Source organism: Microbacterium sp. (assembly GCF_026393345.1).
GTDB lineage: Bacteria > Actinomycetota > Actinomycetes > Actinomycetales > Microbacteriaceae > Microbacterium.
Map to the genome: position 1 here is coordinate 16,758 of NZ_JAPLAI010000011.1, position 17,546 is coordinate 34,303.

The 17,546-nt window shown below is 68.7% G+C and carries 18 protein-coding genes and 4 tRNA genes; 9 read left to right on the plus strand and 13 right to left on the minus strand.

The genetic code is table 11. The annotated features are described in order from the left end of the window. Positions 1-6: 6 nt before the first annotated feature. From NT132_RS01435 to NT132_RS01465, 7 genes are all read right to left on the minus strand, one after another. Positions 7-513, minus strand: coding sequence for a DUF6790 family protein (locus tag NT132_RS01435; protein WP_297783715.1), 507 nt, complete (start codon positions 511-513; stop codon positions 7-9). Positions 514-566: 53 nt separating this feature from the next. Beyond that, entirely contained in the window at positions 567-1,229 is a 663-nt protein-coding gene (locus tag NT132_RS01440; RefSeq protein ID WP_297783718.1) for a DNA alkylation repair protein, read from the minus strand. Between the two features lie 72 nt (positions 1,230-1,301). After that, the gene (locus tag NT132_RS01445) at positions 1,302-1,982 is read right to left on the minus strand and encodes an HAD family hydrolase (protein ID WP_297783720.1); all 681 of its coding nucleotides are present in this window, start codon (positions 1,980-1,982) and stop codon (positions 1,302-1,304) included. A 93-nt stretch (positions 1,983-2,075) separates the two neighbouring features. Beyond that, positions 2,076-2,552, minus strand: a complete 477-nt coding sequence (locus NT132_RS01450; protein WP_297783722.1) for a heme-degrading domain-containing protein — start codon at positions 2,550-2,552, stop codon at positions 2,076-2,078. A 160-nt stretch (positions 2,553-2,712) separates the two neighbouring features. Then, positions 2,713-2,787, minus strand: a tRNA-Val gene (locus NT132_RS01455). Positions 2,788-2,811: 24 nt separating this feature from the next. After that, positions 2,812-2,885 (minus strand) — tRNA-Cys (locus NT132_RS01460). Between the two features lie 48 nt (positions 2,886-2,933). Beyond that, positions 2,934-3,006 (minus strand) — tRNA-Gly (locus tag NT132_RS01465). 161 nt (positions 3,007-3,167) lie between these two features. On the opposite strand from NT132_RS01465, the gene NT132_RS01470 reads away from it, so the two are divergent. Next, positions 3,168-3,243: transfer RNA gene (locus NT132_RS01470), tRNA-Val, on the plus strand. Between the two features lie 58 nt (positions 3,244-3,301). On the opposite strand, the gene NT132_RS01475 is transcribed toward NT132_RS01470, so the two are convergent. Both NT132_RS01475 and NT132_RS01480 read right to left on the minus strand, forming a co-directional pair. After that, complete coding sequence (locus NT132_RS01475) at positions 3,302-3,904, minus strand: glycoside hydrolase family 16 protein (RefSeq protein ID WP_297783725.1); 603 nt, start codon at positions 3,902-3,904, stop codon at positions 3,302-3,304. A gap of 39 nt (positions 3,905-3,943) precedes the next feature. Then, the gene (locus NT132_RS01480; protein ID WP_297783728.1) at positions 3,944-4,495 is read right to left on the minus strand and encodes a TetR/AcrR family transcriptional regulator; all 552 of its coding nucleotides are present in this window, start codon (positions 4,493-4,495) and stop codon (positions 3,944-3,946) included. A gap of 87 nt (positions 4,496-4,582) precedes the next feature. On the opposite strand from NT132_RS01480, the gene NT132_RS01485 reads away from it, so the two are divergent. Next, entirely contained in the window at positions 4,583-5,509 is a 927-nt protein-coding gene (locus NT132_RS01485) for an SDR family NAD(P)-dependent oxidoreductase (RefSeq protein WP_297783731.1), read from the plus strand. Between the two features lie 7 nt (positions 5,510-5,516). Here NT132_RS01485 and NT132_RS01490 read toward each other — a convergent pair whose 3' ends face one another. The 3 genes from NT132_RS01490 to zapE all read right to left on the minus strand — a co-directional run bounded on the left by NT132_RS01490 (position 5,517) and on the right by zapE (position 8,742). Then, the gene (locus NT132_RS01490) at positions 5,517-6,005 is read right to left on the minus strand and encodes a type II toxin-antitoxin system PemK/MazF family toxin (RefSeq protein ID WP_297783734.1); all 489 of its coding nucleotides are present in this window, start codon (positions 6,003-6,005) and stop codon (positions 5,517-5,519) included. Between the two features lie 280 nt (positions 6,006-6,285). Next, positions 6,286-7,512, minus strand: coding sequence for an ammonium transporter (locus NT132_RS01495; RefSeq protein ID WP_297783825.1), 1,227 nt, complete (start codon positions 7,510-7,512; stop codon positions 6,286-6,288). Between the two features lie 198 nt (positions 7,513-7,710). Next, positions 7,711-8,742, minus strand: a complete 1,032-nt coding sequence (gene zapE / locus NT132_RS01500) for a cell division protein ZapE (protein ID WP_297783737.1) — start codon at positions 8,740-8,742, stop codon at positions 7,711-7,713. A gap of 121 nt (positions 8,743-8,863) precedes the next feature. On the opposite strand from zapE, the gene NT132_RS01505 reads away from it, so the two are divergent. Together NT132_RS01505 and NT132_RS01510 are read left to right on the plus strand one after the other, a co-directional pair. Next, positions 8,864-9,766 (plus strand): sulfurtransferase, encoded by a 903-nt coding sequence (locus NT132_RS01505; RefSeq protein WP_297783740.1) that lies wholly within the window; start codon positions 8,864-8,866, stop codon positions 9,764-9,766. Between the two features lie 34 nt (positions 9,767-9,800). Continuing rightward, positions 9,801-10,238: a SufE family protein gene (locus NT132_RS01510; protein ID WP_297783743.1), complete on the plus strand. Its 438-nt coding sequence runs from the start codon at positions 9,801-9,803 to the stop codon at positions 10,236-10,238. Positions 10,239-10,427: 189 nt separating this feature from the next. Here the strand turns inward: NT132_RS01510 and NT132_RS01515 are convergent, their stop codons facing one another. Further along, positions 10,428-11,639 (minus strand): alpha/beta fold hydrolase, encoded by a 1,212-nt coding sequence (locus NT132_RS01515; protein ID WP_297783745.1) that lies wholly within the window; start codon positions 11,637-11,639, stop codon positions 10,428-10,430. Between the two features lie 31 nt (positions 11,640-11,670). Here NT132_RS01515 and NT132_RS01520 point away from each other — a divergent pair, with 31 nt between their 5' ends. The 5 genes from NT132_RS01520 to NT132_RS01540 all read left to right on the plus strand — a co-directional run bounded on the left by NT132_RS01520 (position 11,671) and on the right by NT132_RS01540 (position 17,498). Next, positions 11,671-12,249, plus strand: a complete 579-nt coding sequence (locus NT132_RS01520) for a DUF3000 domain-containing protein (RefSeq protein WP_297783827.1) — start codon at positions 11,671-11,673, stop codon at positions 12,247-12,249. Next, positions 12,246-13,442, plus strand: a complete 1,197-nt coding sequence (locus NT132_RS01525) for an HRDC domain-containing protein (RefSeq protein WP_297783749.1) — start codon at positions 12,246-12,248, stop codon at positions 13,440-13,442. Before NT132_RS01520 ends, NT132_RS01525 begins: the two co-directional genes overlap by 4 nt. 71 nt (positions 13,443-13,513) lie before the next feature. Further along, positions 13,514-14,719 carry a thiolase family protein gene (locus NT132_RS01530; RefSeq protein WP_297783754.1) on the plus strand — a complete coding sequence of 402 codons (1,206 nt, stop codon included), beginning with the start codon at positions 13,514-13,516 and terminating at the stop codon, positions 14,717-14,719. A 7-nt stretch (positions 14,720-14,726) separates the two neighbouring features. Then, entirely contained in the window at positions 14,727-16,865 is a 2,139-nt protein-coding gene (locus tag NT132_RS01535) for a 3-hydroxyacyl-CoA dehydrogenase NAD-binding domain-containing protein (protein WP_297783758.1), read from the plus strand. Between the two features lie 81 nt (positions 16,866-16,946). Beyond that, complete coding sequence (locus NT132_RS01540; protein ID WP_297783761.1) at positions 16,947-17,498, plus strand: chloramphenicol phosphotransferase; 552 nt, start codon at positions 16,947-16,949, stop codon at positions 17,496-17,498. Positions 17,499-17,546: the final 48 nt, after the last annotated feature.

Genomic DNA, 17,546 nt, shown 5'->3' on the forward strand with positions numbered 1-17,546 from the left:
GGCCGCTCAGCGCAGTTCCAGCACCAGCCACAACACGAGGGTGGCGATCGGTGCCAGGAAGTCAAGGAAGAGGATCGGGCCGGCGTTGTTGATAGAGAAGTTGTGCTTCTTCACAATCTCGCGGATGTGGCCGACACCGGCGAGGACGAGGAAGACGAGCGCCGCGAGGATGGGGCCGAGCCAGGTGACCGGCGGGAACGCGGCCGCCATCACGATCGCGGCGATCCCGATGCCCAGATTGGCGGCACCGACTTCGAACTGGAACGGGCTCCCGGGTGCCCAGCCGATGGAGCGGGCGATAGCCGGCCCGAAGAAGAGGTGCGCGACGCCGCTGCCGAGGGCGGACGACCCCACCAGGAACAGCACCGCGTTCATGGTGGTCCACATGAGGAAGTCGGACGCCCCGCCCGCGATGAGCACCACCACCTCGGCGATGACGAAGAGGACGACCCCGCCGAATGGCAGCAGCCCCAGAAGAACCGATGGTTTCGTGGACGTGGTCGACGTGGACATGCGGCTCCCCCCGGATGGTGAGGGTGACACTAGCGAACAGCGAACCGATGCCGCTAGAGGCGCTTCAGGGCTTCGCGGCGCGAGAGCGGACTCAGCTGATGCGTCACGACATAACCGCGCACCCAGTCCGGATCGACCCGGCCGCACTCTCGGAGCGCCCAGCCGATGGCCTTCCGCACGAAGAACTCGGGGTCGTCGCGGTTCGGTTCAATGGCCTCGGCCAGAAGGTCCCGGTCGACGCGAATGCGGCGGCCGAGCTGGGACAGGATCGCGAGGCGCCGCATCCAGACGTCCTCGTCCGTGCTCCACGCCCGCACGAGATCCGCAGTCCGGGCCGGGAACCGGTCATGCAGCTCGGCCATCCGATGCGCGAGCTCGTCGGTGACGTCCCACCACCGCCCGGTACGCACCATGTGCTCGATATCGGCCACGAGATCCCAGCCGGGTTCGACCCGCCCGAGGAGCGCCATCGCCGCGTACCACTCCTCGCGATGGGTGGCCTCATCCCAGAGGATGCGGGACGCCGCCCGCCGCATCGCATCGTCCGCATTCGCGGCGGCGTTGATCGCGATCCGGCGCGACTCGGGCACCGCGACACCGAAGAACGGCAGCACCGACTTCATGTACGCCTGTTGTCCGGGGGCGCGCGCGGGGTCACCGGCAGCTCGCAGGGCCGCACGGATCCGCGCGACCAGCGTGTCGGTGGCGGTGCTCACCCGCCCAGCGTAGGACCGCGGTCGCCACGGCTGTCAGTGGCCTGAAGCTCGTCGGAGAAGGAGCACTGCCCCTCAGCGCTCACGCGCTCCGAGGGCCTCTTCGAGGTGCTCCAGGAGGTCGGCGATATCCGCGTACACGGCGACAGCACCCGCGTCCCGGAGCTCGTGCTCACCGCGTCCGCCGGTGAGCACCGCGACGGTGTCGACGCCGGCTCGGCGGGCGGCCTCGACGTCCCAGCGGGTGTCGCCCACCATGAGCGCTTCCCCCGCCTCGACCCCGGCCTTCGACAGGGCGACGGCGATCAGATCGGGTTCGGGCTTCGCGGTGTCGACATCACTCGAACTCGTGGCGTCGTCGATCAGGTCATCGGCATCGAGCACCCGGAGCAGGATGTCGAGTTCCTCCTGCGGTGCCGAACTCGCGAGCACCACCGCCACGCCGCGTTCGCGAAGCGCCGTGAAGAGTTCATGCACGTCCGCGAATCGGCGGAGCCGGTCCGCGGAGGCGGTGTAGTACTCCCCGTGCAGGTCCTTCGCCCGGGCGACAGCGTCACTGTCGGCGCGCTCGCCGAAGAGTCGCTCGAGCAATTTCGCGGAGTCCAGGCCGATGCCCTCGTGCACCCGCGCCGCCTGCGCAGTCTCTCCGGCCTCAGCGATTCCCCGCATCCAGGCGTCGACGTGGAGGTAGTTCGAGTCGACCAGCGTGCCGTCGATGTCGAACAGAACCGCTTTCACTCGGGATGTCTCACTCATGTCCGCCACGCTAGCCGTGGCGAGCATCCGGCCGCCGGGGGTTGCGGCCTGCGGCGGGAATGACATTTCTGCCCGGTGCGGCGGGGGCTGGTCCTAGGTCGTCCGGAGATACTGCCGCAGCTGCGCGACCACGAAAGCGTGATCGTCCGCCTGCGGCAAACCCGACACTCCGACGGTCCCCACGACCCCCACGCTCGCGATCGTGATGGGGAACACCCCGCCGTGTGCGGCGTACTCGCGCGGGTCGAGCCGGGCTGCCGTGTCGAAGTCCTTGCCGGTCGCTCGGAACGACAGACCGACCCCGAACGAGGAGCGAGCGTAGCGGCGAGCGACGCGCGTCTTGCGATCGAGCCAGCCGTCGTTGTCGGCGCTCGACCCCGGCAGCGCGGTGTGGAACACCCGCGCCTCCCCCAGAGTCACGCCGATGACGATCGGCAGCTCCTCCCCCTGTGCCGCTCGGCGCATCTGCGTGCCGAGCAGCCACGCGTCCTCGAGCCCGAACCTCTCGAACACGATGTCGCGCTCCTCGGCGGTCACGCGGGCGAGAGTCTGTGCGGCGTCGTCGGTCATGCGACGAGGGTAGCCCGCGTCTGCGCCGGGTGCGTCGGATGAGGTGGACGCTCCACGTGGCACGAACGGCTGCTCGACCGGCGGGATCCCGCGCGAAGCGCGACGCGAGGACTCACCGCCTGGAGAAACAGAAAACCCCCGGTAAACCGGGGGTTTCAGGTGGTGCGCGATACTGGGATCGAACCAGTGACCTCTTCCGTGTCAGGGAAGCGCGCTACCGCTGCGCCAATCGCGCCTAAAAGGCTTTTCAGTTGTTGAGTGGAGGTGGCGACGGGATTCGAACCCGTGTAAACGGCTTTGCAGGCCGGTGCCTAGCCGCTCGGCCACGCCACCGTGTGTGGTTCGACCCACGTGTCGTGTTCCCTAAGAAACTCGCACTCGAGCGGATGACGAGACTCGAACTCGCGACCCCAACCTTGGCAAGGTTGTGCGCTACCAACTGCGCTACATCCGCATGTCTTCCCGATCGCTCGGGGCAACAGATAAGACTTTAGCTGAGATTTGGGAACGCGCAAAACCGACGGCGCCCGCGCGTGTCCGCGCCCTCAGGGGCCGTTCGTGTTCGGATGCTGCCGCCTCATCCGGTATGCTCGTTTCTCGGCCCTGGTGGTCATTGGGCGATTGGCGCAGTTGGTAGCGCGCTTCCTTCACACGGAAGAGGTCGTCGGTTCGAGTCCGGCATCGCCCACCATGAAACCCCCGAGATTCTCGGGGGTTTTCGACTCTTGGCCGCTTCGCAAGACGGCATCTCACGCCGGGTAGGACGCGATCCGCTCTACCGTGAACACCAGCGGATGCTGCGACACATCGCGTGCGCCGCCCGGCAGCTCGAAGACATCGAGCATGAGCTGCACCGGGTAGTCGATGCGCTGGGCCACGGTCTTCACCCACCTGCCGTCGATGAAGAAGCGGAGCCGCTCCGCCGACCACTTGACTGCATAGTCGTGCATCGTGGTCAGGTCGCCCGTCACCCGGATCTTCTCGAAGTCAGTGTGCAGCCGTGGGTCGTGGTGCGCCTTCACACCGACGCCGACCCATCCGCCGCTGTCGTCGATGTCGGCCCCGAATATCTCCGCGACGCAGATCTCGCCGGACTCCCCCGGATGCTCCTCGAAGCCGATCGGCCAGAGCGCGACCATGGCCGCAGGACGACGGATGGCGGCGATACGTGCCGTGAGCACGCCGTGCGGGAGGAGCCAGCCCCGCCGCGTGGGTTGCTCTTCCCGCACGCGCAGGCCCTCCCGGAACCGATGCTGACCGATCGGTGAACCCACGGGACCGCTGAACTGCCCTGTCTGCAGGTGCGAGACCCGGACGCCGGGATCCCACCGGTGCAGGGTGACATCGACCATGGGTCGAAACTCTCACGCACCCCCGACACCGGGCCGGCGTCAGCGGCGCGGCTCCCCCGCCAGCCCGGCGAGCATGACATCCAGCAGCAGCGCACGGTCCGCGGGGCTCCCGAGCCTCACGGCGTGCTCCACGCCGCACACCAGATGGTGCACCTGGAGCACCGTGATGTCGGAGCGGATGACGCCTTCGCGCTGTGCGCGGGCGAGCGTGCCGGCGAATGCGGCGAAGATCTCCGCGCTCAGGGCCCGGTTCTCCTCGTTGCCCTGGGTCGCGGCGGTCAGAACGGTCTGCAGGCCACCGTTCTCGAGCTGCAGGGCGAGCGCCTCCGACAGGAAGGTGCGGATCGCCGACGCGGCGTCGGGATCCTCGCCCGCGCGCTCGGCGACCTCTCGGAGACGTCGCAGCGTGTCCAGGCTCAGCGCGCCCACCAGCGCCTCCACGGTCGGGAAGTGACGGTAGACGGTGCCGACCCCCACTCCGGCCTCGCGAGCAACCTCGTTCAGCCGCAGCGACCGGACGTCGCAACCGCTGGCGGCCGCGAGGATCCGCTCACGGCTTCGGACCGCATCCGCACGAGCAGCAGGAGTCATGCGAGCATCCTACGCCTAAACGGATGTGGTATCCGCTTGGGGTGTACGTTAAACGGATAGCTCATCCACTTCACCTTTGGAGGACCCATGTCCTGGGACCCGTTGCACCTTCCCGACCTCCGCGGCCGCACCTACGCCGTCACCGGCGCGACCGCCGGGATCGGCTACTTCGCCGCAGAGCAGCTGGCGACCGCGGGCGCACACGTCGTGCTCGTCGGTCGCAGTCCCGCCAAGCTCGAGGCGGCCCGGGCGGCCCTCGCTACCCACGCCCCGGAAGGCAGTTCGGAGACGGTGCTGATGGATCTCGCCGACCTTGCCAGCGTCCACCGCGGCGCAGCGGAGCTCGCCGGGATGCCGCGCCTGGACGGCATCCTGCTGAACGGCGGAGCGATGGACACCCGGGGCGGGAAACTCTCCGCCGACGGTCATCCTCTGCTGCTGGCGACCCATGTGCTCGCCCATCTCGCCCTGGTGACCGATGTGCTGCCGGTCCTCGCCGCGACCGGGACTCCGGACGACCCCGCACGCATCGTCCACACCTCGACCGGATTCGTGCGGCGCTTCCCGCAGCGGGTGGACGACGTCCTGGCCGTGCCGCGCGTCACGGTCGTGGCCTACACGAAGGCGAAGACCCTCACCGAGGTCGCCGCGTACGAACTCGATCGCCGGCTCCGAGCGGAAGGGACGCCGGTGATCTCGCTCCTCTCGCGTCCGGGAGTGGGGGTGGATGCCAAGACGCCGCGGCGGCCAGGAATCCATGACGAGACCACTCCTCATCGCCGGAACCCGTACACGCCGTGGGCGCAGGGGAAGGACACCGCGGCGTGGTCGGCAGTCCGGGCGTTGACCGATCCGTCCGCGCACGGCGGGGACTACTTCGCCCCCACCGGAGCGCTGCGGGGCGACCCAGTGCGCGATCACGAACGCTCGGCCGCCGCATCCCTCTCCCCCGCCGAGTCGGCGCGGGTGTGGGACGAGCTCTCCCGCCTGGCGGGGATCCGGGCAGCCGTATGAGCGATCCTCAGCCGACCCGCCAGCCGTACCGCCGTCCAAGCTCCGCGGCCACCGTGGCATAACGCGTCCGGTCGAGCGCGGCCGCCTCGCGCCGCATCCCGCCCTCGTGCACGAGGTAGAGCTGGTCGAGGTCGACCCATGACGGACGCCCCGCGGCGTCCCAGGTGCCGGACCCGATCGGCAGGAACTCTCGGTCTCCGTCGTGCGATCGGCTCGTCAGCTTCACCGCATACGCGCGGTGGGCGTCATGCCGGGCGATGACGAGCACCGGCCGGTCCTTGCCCCGGCCGTCGCGCTCGACATAGGGCACCCACGTCCACACGATCTCGCCCGCATCCGGGGACCCGTCCTGGTGCGGCGCGTAGGCGAGGGTCAGGCCGCGGATGCGGTGCGGGTCGACCTCGACCGTGGCGACGGCGTCCCGGGGCGCCGCCGTGAGAGTCGACCGCGCCTTCCGGGAGAAGGGGGCGAGCAGGCGGCGAAGAAGCGAGGGCACGCCGACACCCTAATCGCCAGGGCTCCCACGCATCCCACTCTCGGTGCGGCCCACGCCCCCCGCAGGTGCGGCCGACCCCGCATCCGCCGTCACGAGATTCGGAGATGCCCCGAGATTCGGAGGAGTTCGGCCACAGTGCTCCGAATCCGACAGCATCCCCGAATCTCGCGACGTGCACATGAGCCACCGCGAGTGCGGTGGTACGGGATGCGGCGCACCGGGCATGCGACAGGGGCGCCGCGCGATGCGCGACGCCCCTGAAGTGCTGTGTTGCGGGAGATCAGACCTGCTCGGCGAGCGAGTAGCCCTCTTCGCCGTGGACGGTGGTGTCCACGCCGGCGAGCTCGTCCTCGTTCTTGATCCGGAAGCCGATGGTCTTCTCGATCGCGAAGCCGATGATCCAGGCGACGACGAAGGAGTAGATCAGGACACCGAAGGCGGCGATCGCCTGCAGCACCAGCTGCTCGACACCGCCACCGAGGAAGAGGCCGGTCTCCGTGGCGAAGAAGCCGAGGAACAGGGTGCCGATGAGACCACCGACGAGGTGCACGCCGACAACGTCGAGCGAGTCGTCGTAGCCGAGCTTCCACTTGAGCTCGACGGCGAGGGCGCAGACGGCACCGGTGATGACACCGAGCAGGAGCGACCAGCCGGGGGTCAGGTTGGCGCACGACGGGGTGATCGCGACGAGACCGGCGACGGCACCGGATGCGGCGCCGACGGACGTGGCCTTGCCGTCCTTCAGCTTCTCGATGACCAGCCAACCGATGATGGCCGCAGCGGTCGCGCCGAGCGTGTTGACGATGATGAGGCCGACCGAGGAGTCCTCGGTGCCCAGCAGGCCGAACGTGCCCTCGGCGCCGGCGTTGAAGCCGAACCAGCCGAACCACAGGATCGAGGCGCCGAGCATGACGAGCGGCACATTGTGGGGCTTGGTGATGCCCTTCTGGAAGCCGATGCGCTTGCCGAGGACGAGCGCCAGGGCGAGAGCGGCGGCACCGGCGTTGATGTGCACCGCGGTACCACCGGCGTAGTCGATGACGCTGGTGGAGAAGCCGAAGGTGTCACCGAGGCTCATGATCCAGCCGCCACCCCAGACCCATGCGGCGACCGGGAAGTAGACGAGGGTGACCCAGACACCCGCGAAGATCATCCACGCGCCGAACTTGGCACGGTCCGCGATGGCGCCGGAGATCAGGGCGACGGTGATGATCGCGAAGGTGGCGCCGTAGGTGGCACCGACCAGGGTGTCGCTGTCCGCGCCGCCGAGGCCGAAGTCGCTGAAGGGGTTACCGGCGAAGGCCCAGGGGGTCTCGACCGCGCTCATGTTGAAGCCGTAGAGGATCCAGAGGACGCTCACGAGCCCCAGAGCGCCGAAGCTCATCATCATCATGCTGATGACGCTCTTGGCCTTGACGAGTCCGCCGTAGAAGAACGCCACGCCCGGCGTCATGAAAAGCACCAGGGCCGTCGCAGCGACGGACCAGGCGAGATTTCCCGCATCCATAAGATTCCTCATCCATGTGTCGTGTTACTCAGTGACCCATAGCGGCCGCGTATGACGGGCGGTGCATTCGGGTGAGGTCAGTTTCCCGACTCGGGGTTTCCACGGGTAGTCGGGGTGTGTTTCTCGGGTGTTACAGCCGAGGGCGCGAGGTAAACATCAGGTTTCGCGGCACCGTGAAGGCGCTAGCGAAACCCTTGGTCAGGAGTGCGTGAGCGCGATGAGTCGCGATATGGCGCGCAGATACTTCTTGCGGTAGCCGCCGGCGAGCATCTCGTCGCTGAACACACGGTCCAGGGTGATACCGGTCGCGCGGATCGGGATCTGCGCGTCATACGCGCGGTCGACGAACGCAACCAGTCGGAGCGCCGCGGACTGGTCGGTGAGCACCGACACGTCGCGCAGCCCGATGACCTGAACGTCGTCGAGCAGTCGGATGTAGCGGGACGGGTGGACGCGCGACAGGTGCTGTACCAGCGCGTCGAGCGCGTCGTCGGAGACGACCTCGTGCGTGGCGGCGTCGGCAATCGCAGCGGCGTACTCGTCGTCGGTGAGCACGGCGGCATGCCCGTCGAACGCCCGCTGCCGGTAATCGACGCCGTCGATGCGGAGCGTCTCGAAGCTGGCCGACATGGCGCTGATCTCGCGCAGGAAGTCCTGCGCGGCGAACCGGCCCTCCCCCAGCGCGTTCGGCGGGGTGTTCGAGGTGGCCGCGAGCTTGGTGCCGGAGGCGACGAGTTCACCGAGCAGCCGTGTCATGACCATCGTGTCGCCCGGGTCATCGAGCTCGAACTCGTCGATGCACAGCAGATCGGAACCCCGGAACAGCTCGACGGTCTGCTTGTAGCCCAAGGCCCCCACGAGCGCGGTGTACTCGATGAAGGATCCGAAGTATTTCCGGCGTGCGGGCATGCCGTGGTAGATCGACGCGAGGAGGTGCGTCTTGCCGACGCCGAACCCGCCATCGAGGTAGACGCCGGGCTTGCGCTCGGGCAGCTTCGGTGCGCGCTTGAAGAAGCCGCGCTTCTCGGTCGCCGCCGGCGCCACACCGGAGAACGCGATCAGTGCGTCTTTGGTGTCCTGCTGCGATGGGTATGCGGCATCCGCGCGGTATGACTCGAAAGTGGCGCCGGTGAACTGCGGCGGCGGAACGAGCGCGGCCACCATCTCGGCGCCGGAAACCTGGGGCTGCCGGTCCGTCAGGTGCACGATGCCGGGGGTGGTCGCAGTCATACGGAGCAGTCCTGTGTCACATGTTTACGGAATGGATGCGTCGCCCACCGGTTGAATCTAGGGTCGATGCGGACGGTCCCACCCTAGCCGTCACGCACCCGTCACCGATCCGAGGAGCATCATGGCCGTCGAGCCCGACAGCACGTCCGAGAAGTTCGCCGCCTACGCCCACCCCGACCGGTTGGTGACCACCGAGTGGCTCGCCGAGCGCCTGGGACAGCCCGGCCTCGTTGTCGTCGAATCGGACGAGGATGTGCTCCTTTACGAGACCGGGCACATCCCCGGCGCCGTCAAGGTCGACTGGCACACCGAGCTCAACGACCCGGTCGTGCGCGATTACGTGGACGGCGAGGGCTTCGCGGCCCTGCTCAGCCGCAAGGGCATCTCCCGCGACGACACCATCGTCATCTACGGCGACAAGAACAACTGGTGGGCCGCCTACGCGCTGTGGGTGTTCTCGCTCTTCGGTCACGACGACGTGCGCCTGCTCGACGGCGGGCGCGACCGCTGGATCGCCGAGGGACGCGAACTCACGACGGATGCCACCACCCGCGAGGCGACCGAGTACCCGGTCGTGGAGCGCGACGACAGCGTGCTGCGCGCCTACCGCGAGGACGTGCTGGCTCACCTCGGCAATCCGCTCATCGACGTGCGCTCCCCCGAGGAGTACAGCGGGGCACGGACCACGGCACCCGCCTATCCCGAGGAGGGCGCCCTGCGCGCCGGTCACATCCCGTCGGCGCAGAGCGTGCCGTGGGCGCGAGCGGTCGCCGAAGACGGCACCTTCAAGTCTCGCGAGGAGCTCGACGCGATCTACCGCGGCGAGGCCGGTCTCGCCGACGGTGACGCCGTCGTGGCGTACTGCCGCATCGGTGAGCGCTCCAGCCACACCTGGTTCGTGCTGCAGCATCTGCTCGGCTTCGAGAACGTCCGCAACTACGACGGCTCCTGGACCGAATGGGGCAGCTCCGTGCGCGTCCCGATCGTGACCGGCGCCGAACCGGGCGAGGTCCCCGCCCGCTGATCCCGCGGGCGCGGGGCGTGGAAGGATGGAGGGGATGACCGACATCCTGCTTCCCGACACACTCGCCGAGATCCGTGACGAGTTCCTGGAACTCGACGAGCCCGAACGCCTGCAGCTGCTGCTGGAGTTCTCCCGCGAGCTGCCCGAGATGCCCGCCGTCTACGCGGACAGCCCGGAAGCGTGCGAGCGGGTCGCGGAGTGCCAGTCGCCGGTGTTCATCGTGCTCGAGGTCGACGGTGCCGGCATCGTCACGATGCACGCCTCCGCCCCGCCCGAGTCGCCCACGACCCGTGGCTTCGCCAGCATCCTCGTCCAGGGCCTGTCCGGTCTCACCGCCGACGAGGTCCTCGCGGTTCCCGACGACTTCCCGCAAAGCATCGGGCTCACCCGCGCGGTGTCGCCGCTGCGCATCGCCGGCATGACCGGGATGCTGCTGCGCGCGAAGCGTCAGGTGCGCACGAAGCGCCCCTGACCTTCGACGCCCCGCGCTCGCCCAGCCGAGCCCACACCGCGCTGGCCGCTGGCTGCTCACCGCTCACTGAGCGGAGCCCATCCCCCGGTGCATGTCCCATTTTCTGCCGCTATAGGTGCACCAAAGCGGCAGATTTCGGGACATGTTCTGCCGAAAACGGGACATGCTGGCGGGGGTACCCGTGAACGATCAGGCGTCGGTGGTGGCGGGGACGATGCCGGTGCGCGCGAGCCAGCCGCGGATATCCGCGTTCCAGCGGTTCTGGTCGTAGTTCCACAGCTTGGTGTGCCGCGCGCCCGTGAACACGTCAAGCTGCACGAGGTCGGGACGCGCGTCTGCCAGGGCGTGTGACGCATCCGAGGGCACGAATCCGTCGTCGTCCGAGTGCAGGATGAGCACCGGCACCTTCAGTTCGTCGGCGCGAGCCACGACGTCGAGGTCGTCGAACGGGATCGGCGCCCCGGCACCCGTGAACGCGGTGCCCCAGGCGGAGCCCAGCGTCTCGAGCGCGAGGTTCGTGATCGGATGCGGCAGCCGCATCTGCTGCGCCTGGTAGTCGAGCACCACGCGCCAGTCGACGACCGGCGAGTCGAGGATGATGCCGTCGATGCGATCCCGGTGCGCGGAGCGGAGTGCCAGCTGGAGGCAGATCGCGCCGCCCATGGACCACCCCATCAGCAGGATGCGTTTCGCTCCGGCACGACGGGCGAACCCGATGGCCGCATCCACGTCCCGCCATTCGGTGGCGCCCAGGGCGTAGGTGCCGTTACGGCTCCGGGGCGCTTCGCCGTCGTTGCGGTACGACACGAGCATGGTCGGGAAGCCGAGGGAGTGCAGCAGCGGCACGGCGCGGAGGCACTCCGCCCGGGTCGTCCCGCGCCCGTGCACCTGGATGCACCAGGTGTCGGATTCCCCGGGGAAGACCCAGGCGGGGCACGGACCCACCGCGGAGCCGATCAGTTGCGAGGTGTACGGCAGGTGCAGCTGCTCCGGCCGGTCGTAGTACCAACCGCTGAAGGCGGCATCGGCGGAGAGCCGGGACTGCGCACCGATCTCCGTGAGGAGCTTCCGGGTCACCGAGGTGGCGTCCTGCGAGAGGACACTGCCGAGCTTGACGTAGTCCTCGGTGCCGCGGGTGAACAGACCGTAGCGACCGGGCAGCTCGGTGTCCGGGGTGCGCGACAGGGTGATCGTCTGCGCGGCCGTGTCGAGGGCGAGGATGCGGGTGTCCGCCCGCCGGGCGGCGGGCGTCACCACGAGGCGTGCGACGCGGACAGCGGCGCCGCCGCACGCGGCACCGACGAGACCGAGGGCTGCGGACAGACCGACGATCGCGGTCCGTAGACCGGTGCGGAACGCGGGGGATGCGCCGAAACCGGCGGCGCGCCTGGGGGCCATCATCGAGGCATCACTCTAGTCTGTCGCCGTGGCAATCCACCGTCCTGAACCGGCGCAGACGTTCGCAGACGCCGTCGAGGCGGTCTCGGCGACGCGTTTCCGTGCCGACCTCCTCGTGCGGGAGATCCCCGCGCCCGTAGGCCTCGCACCCGAGGCATACGCTCTCGCCGCCGACGTCCGCCCCGAACCGGGCGTCGAGGACTCCCCCTACGGCACGGGTCGGTTCGTGCTGCTGCACGACGACACCCACCCCGACGCGTGGGATGGCCCCTGGCGCATCGTCTGCTTCGCGCAGGCGCCGCTCGAGACCGACATCGGCACGGATCCCCTCATGGCGGACGTGACCTGGTCGTGGCTCGTCGACGCGCTCGCCTCCCGCGGTGCGGGGTTCCACTCGATCTCCGGCACCGCCACGAAGACTCTCTCCAAGGGCTTCGGCGGGCTGGCGGCCGAAGGCGACGGAGCACAGGTGGAATTGCGGGCCTCCTGGTCCCCGACCGATGATGTCGGTGCGCACGTCGAAGCCTGGGCGGAACTGGTCTGCATGTTGGCGGGGCTCCCACCCGGGTCGGAGGACGCCCCCTTGCTGCGGGCGCACGGAAGGAACTTGTGAGCGGTTATACGGTCATCGACGACGAAGAGGCGTTTGTCGCCGCGATGGCAACCCTGGCGGGCGGGTCCGGCCCGTTCGCGGTCGACGTGGAACGGGCCTCCGGATTCCGCTACTCGCAACGGGCCTATCTGGTGCAGATCTGGCGCGAAGGCGCCGGCGTGCTCCTCATCGACCCGCCGGCGCTCACCGACGTCGACCGGCTGCAGCCGATCCTTGCGGAGGACGAATGGATCCTCCACGCCGCCAGCCAGGACTTGCCGTCGCTGCGTGAATTGGGACTCGAGCCGCCTCGGATCTTCGACACCGAGCTCGCCGCGCGACTGCTCGGCCATGACCGGGTCGGGCTCGGTGCGGTCGTCGAACGCACGCTCGGCATCACTCTGGCCAAGGAGCATTCGGCGGCGGACTGGTCCACCCGGCCTCTCCCCCAGTCCTGGCTCGAATACGCCGCCCTGGATGTCGTGCATCTGCGTGCGGTCCGTGACGTCCTGGTGGCGGAGCTCGCCGAGCAGGGCAAGACGGTGCTGGCGGCCGAGGAGTTCCAGGCGGTCATCGATCGGCCGAGCAAACCGCTGCGGACCGATCCGTGGCGACGTCTCACCGGACTGAATTCCCTCCGGGGGCGCCGCGCGTACGCGATCGCCCGTGAGCTGTGGAACGCCCGCGAGGAGCTCGCCCAGTCCACCGATACCGCGCCCGGGCGTCTGGTGCCCGACCGCTCGCTCGTCGCCGCGGTGGCCGCGAACCCGGCGACCAAACGGGATCTCTCCGCACTGAAGGCCTTCAATGGCCGCGCGAGCCGGAGCGAACTCGACCGCTGGTGGGCGGCGATCGAACGCGGCCGGGCGACCGAGGATCTACCACCCGAGCGGGTCCCGAGTGACACACTGCCGCCGCCCCGTGCCTGGGTGGACCGCAATCCCGAAGCGGATGCGCGGCTGAAGGCCGCTCGCCCCGTGGTGGAGGAGCGCGCCGCATCCTTGCACATGCCCACGGAGAACCTGCTGACGCCCGAGATCCTGCGGCGGCTGGCCTGGTCGCCGCCGCAACCGATCACCGCCGTGACGATCTCGATCGCCCTCGCCGAAGCCGGCGCCCGCGGCTGGCAGATACTCGAAACCTCACAGCTGATCGCGGATGCCTTTGTCGATTCCGTGCAAACGGTCGAGAGCCGTCCGGAAGCCGCTTCGTAGATTCGACCCAACCGATTCCGGGCGCCTGCACCCGCTTCCTAGGCTGAGGGAAACCTAACCTTGGAGGCAGAGTGGCCGAGATTTCGGACGTCTTCTTCGTCGATGGCATGCGCACCCCGTTCGGGCGCGCCGGCGAAAAGGGCATGTACTGGAACACGCGCGCCGACGATCTGGTGGTCAAGGCCATCATCGGCGTGATGGAGCGGAACCCGCAGGTTCCCGGTGACCGTGTCGACGACGTGGCGATCGCCGCGACGTCGCAGACGGGCGATCAGGGCCTGACGCTGGGTCGCTCCGCGGCGATCCTCGCCGGATTGCCGATGACCGTTCCCGGATTCGCGATCGACCGTATGTGCGCCGGCGCGATGACGAGCGTGACCACCATGGCCGGTTCCATCGGCGTGGGCATGTACGACGTGGCCCTCGCCGGCGGCGTCGAACACATGGGACACCACCCCATCGGCGGCAACGCCGACCCCAACCCCCGCTTCGTGGCCGAGAAGATGGTCGACCCGGGCGCCCTGAACATGGGCGTGACGGCCGAGCGCATCTTCGACCGGTTCCCGCACCTCACCAAGGAGCGCAGCGACCGGTTCGGGATGCTGAGCCAGCACAAGGTTCAGGCGGCATACGACGCCGGCAAGATCCAGCCCGACCTGGTGCCCGTCGCCATCAAGGACGCGAGCGGAGCCTGGGGCCTCGCCACCGAGGACGAGGGTCGGCGCCCGCAGACGACCATGGAAGACCTCGCGGCGCGCAAGACGCCGTTCCGTCCCCACGGCCGTGTCACCGCCGGCACCTCCTCCCCTCTCACCGACGGCGCCACCATGGGCCTGCTGGCCAGCGGCCGCGCGGTGAAGGATCTGGGCCTCGCGCCCAAGATGCGCCTCGTCTCGTTCGCGTTCGCGGGCGTCCAGCCGGAGATCATGGGCATCGGCCCGATCCCGGCCACCGAGAAGGCACTGAAGAAGGCCGGGCTCACGATCAACGACATCGGGCTGTTCGAGCTGAACGAGGCGTTCGCCATCCAGGTGATCTCGCTCCTCGACCACTTCGGCATCGCCGACGACGACCCACGCGTCAACCCGTGGGGTGGTGCGATCGCGTTCGGGCACCCGCTCGCCGCATCGGGTGTGCGCCTCATGATCCAGCTCGCCGCGCAGTTCAAGGAACGTCCGGACGTCCGGTACGGTCTGACCGCGATGTGCGTGGGTCTCGGGCAGGGTGGCTCCGTCATCTGGGAGAACCCGTATTTCGACGGCAAGAAGCGGAAGTAAGGCGGCCATGACGAACTACGACGACATCGATTTCTCGTCCCTCGACGCGTTCGCCGACGACGAGGTCGTCACGCACTCCCCCGTGCGCGACGTTCGCCTGCCCTCCGGCAAGGTCCTCGCTCTCATCACGCTCGACAACGGACGCGACCACACCCGACCGAACACCCTGGGTCCGGCCACGCTGAAGGAGCTCGGTGAGACGCTCGCGGGTCTCAAGGCGCGCGCCGCGGCCGGCGAGATCCAGGCGGTCGGCATCACCGGCAAGCAGTACATCCTGGCCGCCGGCGCCGATCTGTCGGATGTATCCCGCCTCCCCTCGAAGGATGCGGCGAAGCTCATCGCGCAGCTCGGCCACAAGGTGCTCGGTTCGCTGTCCGAGCTCGGCGTGCCCTCCTTCGCCTTCGTGAACGGGCTCGCGCTCGGCGGCGGCGTGGAGATCGCGCTGAACTCCACCTACCGCACGGTGGACGCCTCCGCCGCGGCGATCGCGCTCCCCGAGGTGTTCCTCGGCCTCATCCCGGGATGGGGCGGTGCGTACCTGCTGCCGAACCTCATCGGTATCGAGAACGCCCTCGAGGTCGTCATCTCGAACCCGCTGAAGCAGAACCGCACGCTGAAGCCCCGCCAGGCGTACGAGCTGGGCATGTTCGATGCGATCTTCACCCCCGCGAACTTCCTCGAGGAGTCGCTGCTGTGGGCGGACGGCGTCCTCGGCGGCAGCGTCAAGGTGGTGCGCAAGAACGAGCCGGGCAAGGTGGAGCGGCTGACCAAGTGGCCGATCGCCATCAAGGTCGCCCGGAACATGCTGGAAAGCCGCATCGGCACCGTTCCCCGTTCGCCGTACCTTGCGCTGGAGCTGCTGGAGAAGGCGAAGAGCGGCACGAAGGCCGAAGGCTTCGCTCGCGAGGACGAGGCGCTCAGCGAGCTCATCGTCGGCGACCAGTTCGCCGCATCCATGTACGCCTTCGATCTCGTGCAAAAGCGCGCCAAGCGCCCGGTCGGGGCCCCCGACAAGTCGCTGGCGAAGAAGGTCACCAAGGTCGGCATCATCGGCGCCGGTCTCATGGCCAGCCAGTTCGCGCTGCTGTTCGTCCGGAAGCTCCAAGTGCCGGTGCTCATCACCGACCTCGACCAGGCGCGCGTCGACAAGGGCCTGGCGTACATCCACGAAGAGATCGGCAAGCTCGAGGCCAAGGGTCGCCTCGACGGCGACGCCGCCAACCGGCTCCGTGCCCTCATCCACGGCACGACCGACAAGAGCGAGTACGCGGACTGCGACTTCGTCATCGAGGCCGTGTTCGAAGAGGTCGGCGTCAAGCAGCAGGTGTTCGCGGAGATCGAGCCGATCATCGCCCCGGACGCGATCCTCGCCACCAACACCTCGTCGCTGTCGGTCGAGGAGATCGGTGCGAAGCTCGCTCACCCGGAGCGCCTGGTCGGTTTCCACTTCTTCAACCCGGTCGCGGTCATGCCGCTGATCGAGATCGTGAAGACCCCGACGACCGACGAGCAGTCGCTCGCCACCGCGTTCGTGGTGGCGCGTGGACTCGGCAAGAACGCCGTGCTCACCGCGGACGCGCCCGGATTCGTGGTCAACCGGCTGCTGGCGAAGGTCATGGGCGAGGCCGCTCGTGCCGTGTACGAGGGCACTCCCCTCCTCACGGTCGAGAAGGCGTTCGCGCCGCTCGGTCTGCCGATGACACCATTCCAGCTGATCGATCTGGTCGGCTGGAAGGTGGCTGCGCACGTGCAGGACACCATGGCTCACGCCTTCCCCGACCGGTTCTTCGCGTCGGAGAACTTCCACGAGCTCGCGGAACTCCCGCAGGTCGTCGAGAAGGACAAGAGCGGCAAGGTCACGGGCTGGAGCAAGGCTGCGCAGAAGGTGCTCAAGACCGACAAGAAGCCGGTCTCCGAGGACGAGATCCTCCGCCGCGTGCAGGAGGGGCTCGCCCAGGAGATCAAGATCATGCTCGACGAGGGCGTTGTCCCCGAGGTACAGGACATCGACCTCTGCCTCATCCTCGGTGCGGGGTGGCCGTTCATCGACGGTGGGGCGACGCCCTACCTGGATCGGTCCGGCGCGTCCGAGCGCGTGTTCGGCGGTACGTTCCACACTCCGCCGGTGCGCGGCATCGGCGCCTAACGGACACCGTTCGCGCAGCGGCCCCGGGCTTCGGCTCGGGGCCGCTGCCGTGTTCGCGCCCTGGCCGGATAGGCTCGCAGGATGCCCGAGCCGCTGCCACCGATCATCGTCGTAAACGCGGCCTCCAGTGCGGGCGGCACGACCATCGCCCGGAAACTGCAGAACGTCCTTCCCGATGTCCGTCTGCTGCTCGGCGTGGATGCCTTCCTAGACGCGCTCCCCGATTGGGCGGTGCGCGATGACGTCGGTATCCGCTTCGCCGCGGACGGCGGCATCGAAGTCGCCCCCGACTACCACGCCCGTGAGGACGCCTGGTACCGGATGCTGGCCGATCTCGCCCGCAACGGACAGCCCTTAGTGCTCGACGAGGTCATGCTCAACGGCGGCGCCGGGCAGGAGCGGCTACGGGGGCTGTTCGCGGATGTGTCCTCGTTCTGGGTCGGTGTCCGATGCGATCCGGACGTCGCCGAAGCCCGCGAGGCAAAGCGACCCGATCGCGTCACCGGGATGGCACGGGACCAGTTTGAGCGCGTGCACGCGGGCGTCGGCTACGACGTCGTCGTGGACGGCGGGACTGACACGCCGGACGACGCGGTGGATGAGATCCTGACGGCGCTCCTCCGCAATGGGTGACGCTCCGGCGGCCCTCCCCGCGTGCTGACCGTCGCGGGCCGCTCCGGG